The following is a 5,851-nucleotide window of genomic DNA, read 5'->3' as shown; positions in this document are numbered from 1 at the left end:
AAATATGAATGGATTGAATTTAGCGCCTATAAAGACCGAAAGAGCCTCCTCGCTTACGTTAAAAAAGTGCTGGACAATTTTGGAGGCGAGTATGTAATTAATTTTGCCTAGGTACTTATAATTTTCTGTGCCACATAACCAGCCAAAATGCCATTAACTTCGCCTTTTTCTTTTTTAGCTAACTGAAAAGCTTTCAGCATTGCTGCTAAAGTTTTTCTTAATTCTTGGGGATATTTTCTAGTGACATCTGCTAATTTACCCTGTTGAAAAGTATAAATTTTGGAGGGAGGAAAAGAGGCAGCGTAGGAACTAAAAGCATATAAAAAAGAATTATCAACGGTAATAAATTCATAATTATTATCTCCATCTAAATCTTCAAAAGAACCACCACTACCATCTAAAAATCCCGTTTCTTCTCTAATAAATCTATCTTTTTGCCAAGTATAAATTACCAAAGATGTGCAGCAGTGAGCGCCGCCGCTATAGGTGGAGACGATAATCTCATCGATGCCATTATTATCTAAATCTCTTAATTCCACATAGCCAGATCCAAAGGCACTATACCCGCTATTTTGCTGATAAAGTTGCTCGTTATAAAAGATTTGATAAGAAACATTATTAAGATCAGAATTGTCATCAATTTTCTCGTTTAGGTCGATGGGTTGATAGCTAACTTGTACCTTAATTTTCCCCGATTTAATCACTTGATTTCTTAGGGGTTGACTGGTATCAAAATCGAGTTTAGTCACGGCTAAACTCGCAGCTGCATTGCCCAAAAATTGAGATAATAAGCAGAAAATAAAGCAAGTTTTGCTAATATCCATCGGCTAATTCCCAGAGAGAGATTAATATCAGTGTATCTTAGTTGTTCCTCCGGACAATCAGCCGTTAACTTTTCGAGAAAAACTATCTAGGGTTTGCGGCAAAAAGCTTTTCCTGGGGGCAGGGTGTGGGGTGTGGGGTTTTACCAATTTTGAAGTAGTCAGTTACCTAATTTTCAGGGAAAAAGTCCCGGAATTTTCCCCCCGATCCCCGCAATGGCTGGCACTTTTTGAGGGAAAAAAAGTCTAAAAGTCTTATCCAACAAGGTTTTTAGATTTATTTAGCCAACCCCTATCTATTTCAACGTTTTAACGCTCAAAACTTGGGGGGGGGTGGCATCGGGGGGATAGAGAAAATCGAGATTAACGTCGCGTCGGGCGCCGGGGGGAAGTTCTATCTGTACTAAAGCTTCTCCCTGTTGTCCTTCCCGTTGAACGAGATGGAAAAAACGTTCCTCGGTGCGTCCCATTGCGTTACGATAGGTAACGCGCACTGCACCTCGGAAAAATACCGGTCCCTGGACGGGTTCAACAAATAGCAAGCGATCGAGATAATTATCTTCTTTAATTGGGGTTTGAATAGTCAAAGCCACCACCTGGGTTTTGCTAGTGTTGTTATATAGAGGTAAAGTCAGATAGTAGTGAACACCGTAGTTACCGTGAGCTTTAAAAGCCGTATCGGGATAACGCACTAACATGGGGGCGCTTTGAATTTGTCTGGTTCCGAAAGTAGCTGCTGTCACCGTACTTAAAGGATAGGCAAAAGCTTGACCGGGTTGAGGAATGGTGAGATTAATTCCCCCTTTGGGATCGACAATGCGGGTTGCCCATTCCGAACCGACAGAAATTCCGGCCACGCGACCATAAAAATTTCTTCTTCCGGGAGACCACTGATCAGGGGGAGTGGGGGGAAAATCACGAGGAGCGGCTAAATCACCTCTAACTAATAGGGTACGCCATTCCTCTAGGATAGGGGGACGAAAGGTTTCTATTTCCCGATCTTCGATTTTGACTTTTTGGGGAACTTCGTAGAGGGCTAAATTAGCCATATAGATAGGGCCATCGCTGTAGAGACGCAGCAGAGTCGAGCGAGCGCTGCTTCTGGGGATAACTAGATCCAAGAGCATCCGACTTTCGCCGGGGGGAATGACGATCTGGGTGGGAAATTGGGTATCATGGCGACGACGCATGATATCGCTGGCTAAACGGGAACCGGGACCGGAAAAAACCCGGCCGTTGGGATCTTCCACCAGAGAGGGTAAATCGACAAAAGGGGCATCGGCGGAGGTGACGTAACTGACTCCTTGCAGGATGCGGATAACGAGGTTTTTGGAGGTGGGATTAGTAACGATCAGTCCCTGGTGTAGGTTGCGATTGGGATCGGTTTGACGAGCGATGTGGTGGGTGAAAACGTCAAAACGTCCTTGTAGGGGATGATTGAGATGGGCTATGGGAAAACGTTTTCCTTTACCGGGGAAAGTGGAGAGGAGAATTCCCTCTTTTTCTACCACTTCGGGACTATTGCTATTAAAAACTAGAACGTCATTTAGTTGACCGGGCAACTGACGCACTTCCTGATATTGGGTGATTAATTTCCTCTCTATCTGGGGCAGAACCGAGGCGGACTGAGCTAAAAGAATAGTGGGTAAGAAAGAAAGCATAGAGATTCCATATTTATAGGATCTAATTCAGGGTGAGTCGATGGAGAGCTGAAGTTATACGACAATATAAGCGAGTGTGTCCGGGCGATCGATAAAGAATCTTAATATATTTTTAAGGTCTGATCAAGTCCTGTCAGGGGTGATGTGAACTAGGGACGGTTTTCTGGGTGAGCAAGGGAGAATACCCCTTGCTATTGCCGATTTTAAGGGTTAAGTTGACAATGACCCGTAACTGCTCACCCTAGCTTTAAATTTCGCCGCGAATTTCTTCGACGATGCCATCTCTAAGGACGAGTTCCACATTCATTTTGGCCACTAAGTTATCGCCTTTTTCGACGCGGAAAAAGCTTTCTAGTTGTGCTTGGGCGACTTCTTGATTGAGTTCCAAGAGTTGTATCTGTTGCAGTTGTTGCAGATACTGGTTTTTTTGTTCGAGAAACTCACTTTTCTGTTGATTGACTTGGATTTGAATATTGTCAATCTGTTGGGCAGCCGCGGGGGGTAAGGGGATCAGACTCTGACGCTGAATTTCTGCGATCGCTCTTTGTCCTTGGGTTTCTAATTGTTGAATTTGTGCATCAATTTGCACCATTTGTGCCTGTAATTGCTGTTGTGCTTCTTCTTTCCAGCGCGGGGTTACGATGACTTTAATTGTCACCGGGCGCTTCAGTAATAAACTTGTTTGTGCGTCATCCATGATTTGCTTATCCTAAAAAGGTTTTTTTGTCAAGGGGTTAGAGAATATTTGCCAGAAATATTTACTTGGCAAACATCTCGTTAATCATATCGCGATAGCGTTGCGTTACTACCGGTCGTTTAATCTTTAAAGTTTGGGTCATCATGCCGTTTTCTAGGGAAAAAGGCTCTAAAATTAACTCAAAGGTTTTAATCTGGTCATCGGTACGATAACCGGGCCGATTTCTCACCTCGCGCTTTAATTCTTGTTGGTAGAGATCTAAGACTTTTTTGCTGTAGAGATCGCTAGAAAGAATCGTGGAGCGATCGCTGTGAGGATCGGGTAAATTTAAGGATAGTTTCTGTTCTTGGGCCCAATTAGCCAGTATATCAAGATTAGGCACGATCAAAGCCCCCAAAGCTTTTTGATCCTGTCCCACTAGCATGATTTGGGAGATAAAGGGACTGCGTAAACAAGCATCTTCAATCGGTTGCGGTTCGATATTTTCACCATTGCTCAAAACAATTGTATCTTTGGCCCGTCCGGTTAAGACTAAATCCCCGGCAGCGGTTAACCAACCAATATCACCGCTATCAAACCAACCATCGGGAGAAATCGCTTTTTCGGTTGCTTCGGGTTTTTTATAGTATCCCTGCATCACCTGCGGACCACGAATCAAGACTAAACCGTGTTTTTCTGTGGGTAGGACTTCTTTGCTGTGTAAATCGACAATACAGATTTCTGTCTGAAAGACGGGACGACCGGCAGACCCGCGCAGGTTATGATCGATACGACGGACGGTAGCGACGGGAGAAGTTTCTGTCAGTCCATAACCAACTAAAATCGGGATTCCCGCAATCTCATAGAAAGTATCTAGATGTCTGGCTAAGGAACCACCGCCACTAACCAAGATTTTAACTTTATTTCCCACTGCTTGGCGAATTTTGCCATAAACTAGCTTATCACCGATGGCATGGAGGGGATAGAGTAAGAGGGATTGAATTCTTGCTTTTAGTCTTTCGATCCCGGAAGCGTGAAGGTGATCAAGACTGAGATTATCGGCGATACGTTTAGCAATAACGTAATTTTCCGACTTTTCTAGCAAAAATCGCACTAATTTCTGTTTTGTGGCCGATTGTTCGCTAAATTGCTTTTGGATACCCTCGTAAAGAGATTCCCAAAGACGGGGAACTCCCACCATTAATTGCGGACTAAATTGCTTTAAATCCTGCTTAAAAGTGCGAATACTGGTATAAATCTGGGTGCAACCTTGAGCTAGACTGAAATACTCACAACTGCGCTCGTAGGAGTGCCATGAAGGTAGTATACTTAAAACTCGATCGCCAGGATCCGGTTGAAAGATAGCGTTTAAGTTGCGTACCTGATGCAGCAGATTACCGTGACTTAACATCACCCCTTTTGGTTGTCCCGTCGTTCCCGATGTGTAGATGAGGGTAGCCAGATCATTTTCGCTCTTGGTGATGGGTTTAAGGGTGTTCTCAGCCCCGATCGCCATTAGTTGCTTGAAATTTAAGGTCTGCACGGAAATCGCCCCAGTAGCGGGGTCTTCGTCGGTGAGCAGCACGATTAATTTTAGGGGCAATTCAGGGATTTTCGCCAGCAATTTGCCTAAAGTTTTGTTATTTTCGACAATCAGCGTCTGACTGTCACTATCGGCCAGAATATAGGCTAATTCCTCTGCATCTGCTTGAGCAGATCGTACCGCGTTGGCGGCCCCGGCTGCCATGGAACCTTGGTCGGCAATAAACCACCGGGGACTATTATCGGCAAATAAAGCGACATTTTCGGTTTCTGTGACTCCTAATGCTTGTAAAGCGGCGGCAAATTGCTGAATTTGTTGATAAAGTTCCCGATAGGTGAGAATTACTTCCGGTTTACTGTGGGGATCGTGCAGGGCGATAATATTGGGGAAACGCTGGGCAACTATTGACCAAACTTCGGGTAAAGATTGAATATTTGAATAGTCAATTAGGGTTGTCATAGCAGTAGTTATAGAGAGTTACAAGGGTAATAGCATATAGATTAACCATTCGAGGCTCTTTTTGCTGGTTCTCCTAGACACTATTTCAACAGGTATCTAGTCCTGCAAAGTTGATTTCCTAATCGAGATGGGGAGAGGAGACTTTTCAGTTATCAGTGAACAGTGAACAGTAATCAGGGAATGTTACTGCTACTTAATACTACTTACTGATTACGGAAAAGGCTAACGGCTTAGATGTATAATTAATTTTGCTTAGGTACTTAATATAGTTGTAACTAGCAGAAAAAACCATGATTGCTCTATCTAACTATAATAATCTCACTCCAGAAGAATATCTTCAGTTTGAAGAAACCAGTCTCATTAAACACGAATATATCGATGGACAAATTTACACCATGGCAGGGACGACGGATACTCATAATATTGTTGCGGGGAATATATACACAATTGTTCGTAATCATTTGCGGGGTTCCGATTGTCGGGTTTATTTTGCCGATGTGAAAGTCAGATTAGAGAAACGCAATCACTTTTATTATCCTGATATTCTTGTCACCTGCGATGACAGAGATAGGGAAACTGCTACCTACAAAAGTTTTCCTAAATTGATTATCGAAGTTCTCTCCGATTCTACAGAAGCTTTTGACAGGGGGGATAAATTTAATGATTATCAAACTCTAGAAAGTTTAGAGGA

General features: G+C 43.3%; 4 protein-coding genes and 2 pseudogenes. 2 read left to right on the top strand and 4 right to left on the bottom strand.

Going from position 1 to position 5,851, the window contains the following annotated elements; genetic code table 11:
- Positions 1–111: pseudogene (locus EWV60_RS02525) on the top strand (IS630-like element ISMae24 family transposase); the annotation flags it as partial.
- A gap of 5 nt (positions 112–116) precedes the next feature.
- On the opposite strand, the pseudogene EWV60_RS02520 reads toward EWV60_RS02525, so the two are convergent.
- The 4 genes and pseudogenes from EWV60_RS02520 to EWV60_RS02505 form a co-directional block, all read right to left on the bottom strand.
- Positions 117–824, bottom strand: a pseudogene (locus tag EWV60_RS02520) (hypothetical protein); the annotation flags it as partial.
- A gap of 293 nt (positions 825–1,117) precedes the next feature.
- A complete protein-coding gene (locus EWV60_RS02515; protein WP_287230680.1) occupies positions 1,118–2,482 on the bottom strand; it encodes a DUF3370 domain-containing protein in 1,365 nt (454 codons plus the stop codon).
- A 247-nt stretch (positions 2,483–2,729) separates the two neighbouring features.
- On the bottom strand, positions 2,730–3,179 hold the full coding sequence (locus EWV60_RS02510) for a YlqD family protein (protein ID WP_002755701.1): 450 nt from the start codon (positions 3,177–3,179) through the stop codon (positions 2,730–2,732).
- 61 nt (positions 3,180–3,240) lie between these two features.
- Complete coding sequence (locus tag EWV60_RS02505; protein ID WP_002737027.1) at positions 3,241–5,160, bottom strand: long-chain fatty acid--CoA ligase; 1,920 nt, start codon at positions 5,158–5,160, stop codon at positions 3,241–3,243.
- A 290-nt stretch (positions 5,161–5,450) separates the two neighbouring features.
- Between EWV60_RS02505 and EWV60_RS02500 the strand changes: the two genes are divergently transcribed.
- The coding region (locus tag EWV60_RS02500; RefSeq protein ID WP_287230676.1) for a Uma2 family endonuclease at positions 5,451–5,851 on the top strand (401 nt) is incomplete at its 3' end.

This window comes from Microcystis sp. Msp_OC_L_20101000_S702, assembly GCF_007095705.1.
Lineage (GTDB): Bacteria > Cyanobacteriota > Cyanobacteriia > Cyanobacteriales > Microcystaceae > Microcystis > Microcystis ichthyoblabe_A.
This window is presented reverse-complemented; position numbering and strand designations above follow the sequence as displayed.

What these genes read in the sequence shown, in the direction of transcription:
- EWV60_RS02510 (WP_002755701.1), bottom strand. Translation starts at nt 3,179, where the DNA reads ATGGATGACGCACAAACAAGTTTATTACTGAAGCGCCCGGTGACAATT.
- EWV60_RS02505 (WP_002737027.1), bottom strand. Translation starts at nt 5,160, where the DNA reads ATGACAACCCTAATTGACTATTCAAATATTCAATCTTTACCCGAAGTT.
- EWV60_RS02515 (WP_287230680.1), bottom strand. Translation starts at nt 2,482, where the DNA reads ATGCTTTCTTTCTTACCCACTATTCTTTTAGCTCAGTCCGCCTCGGTT.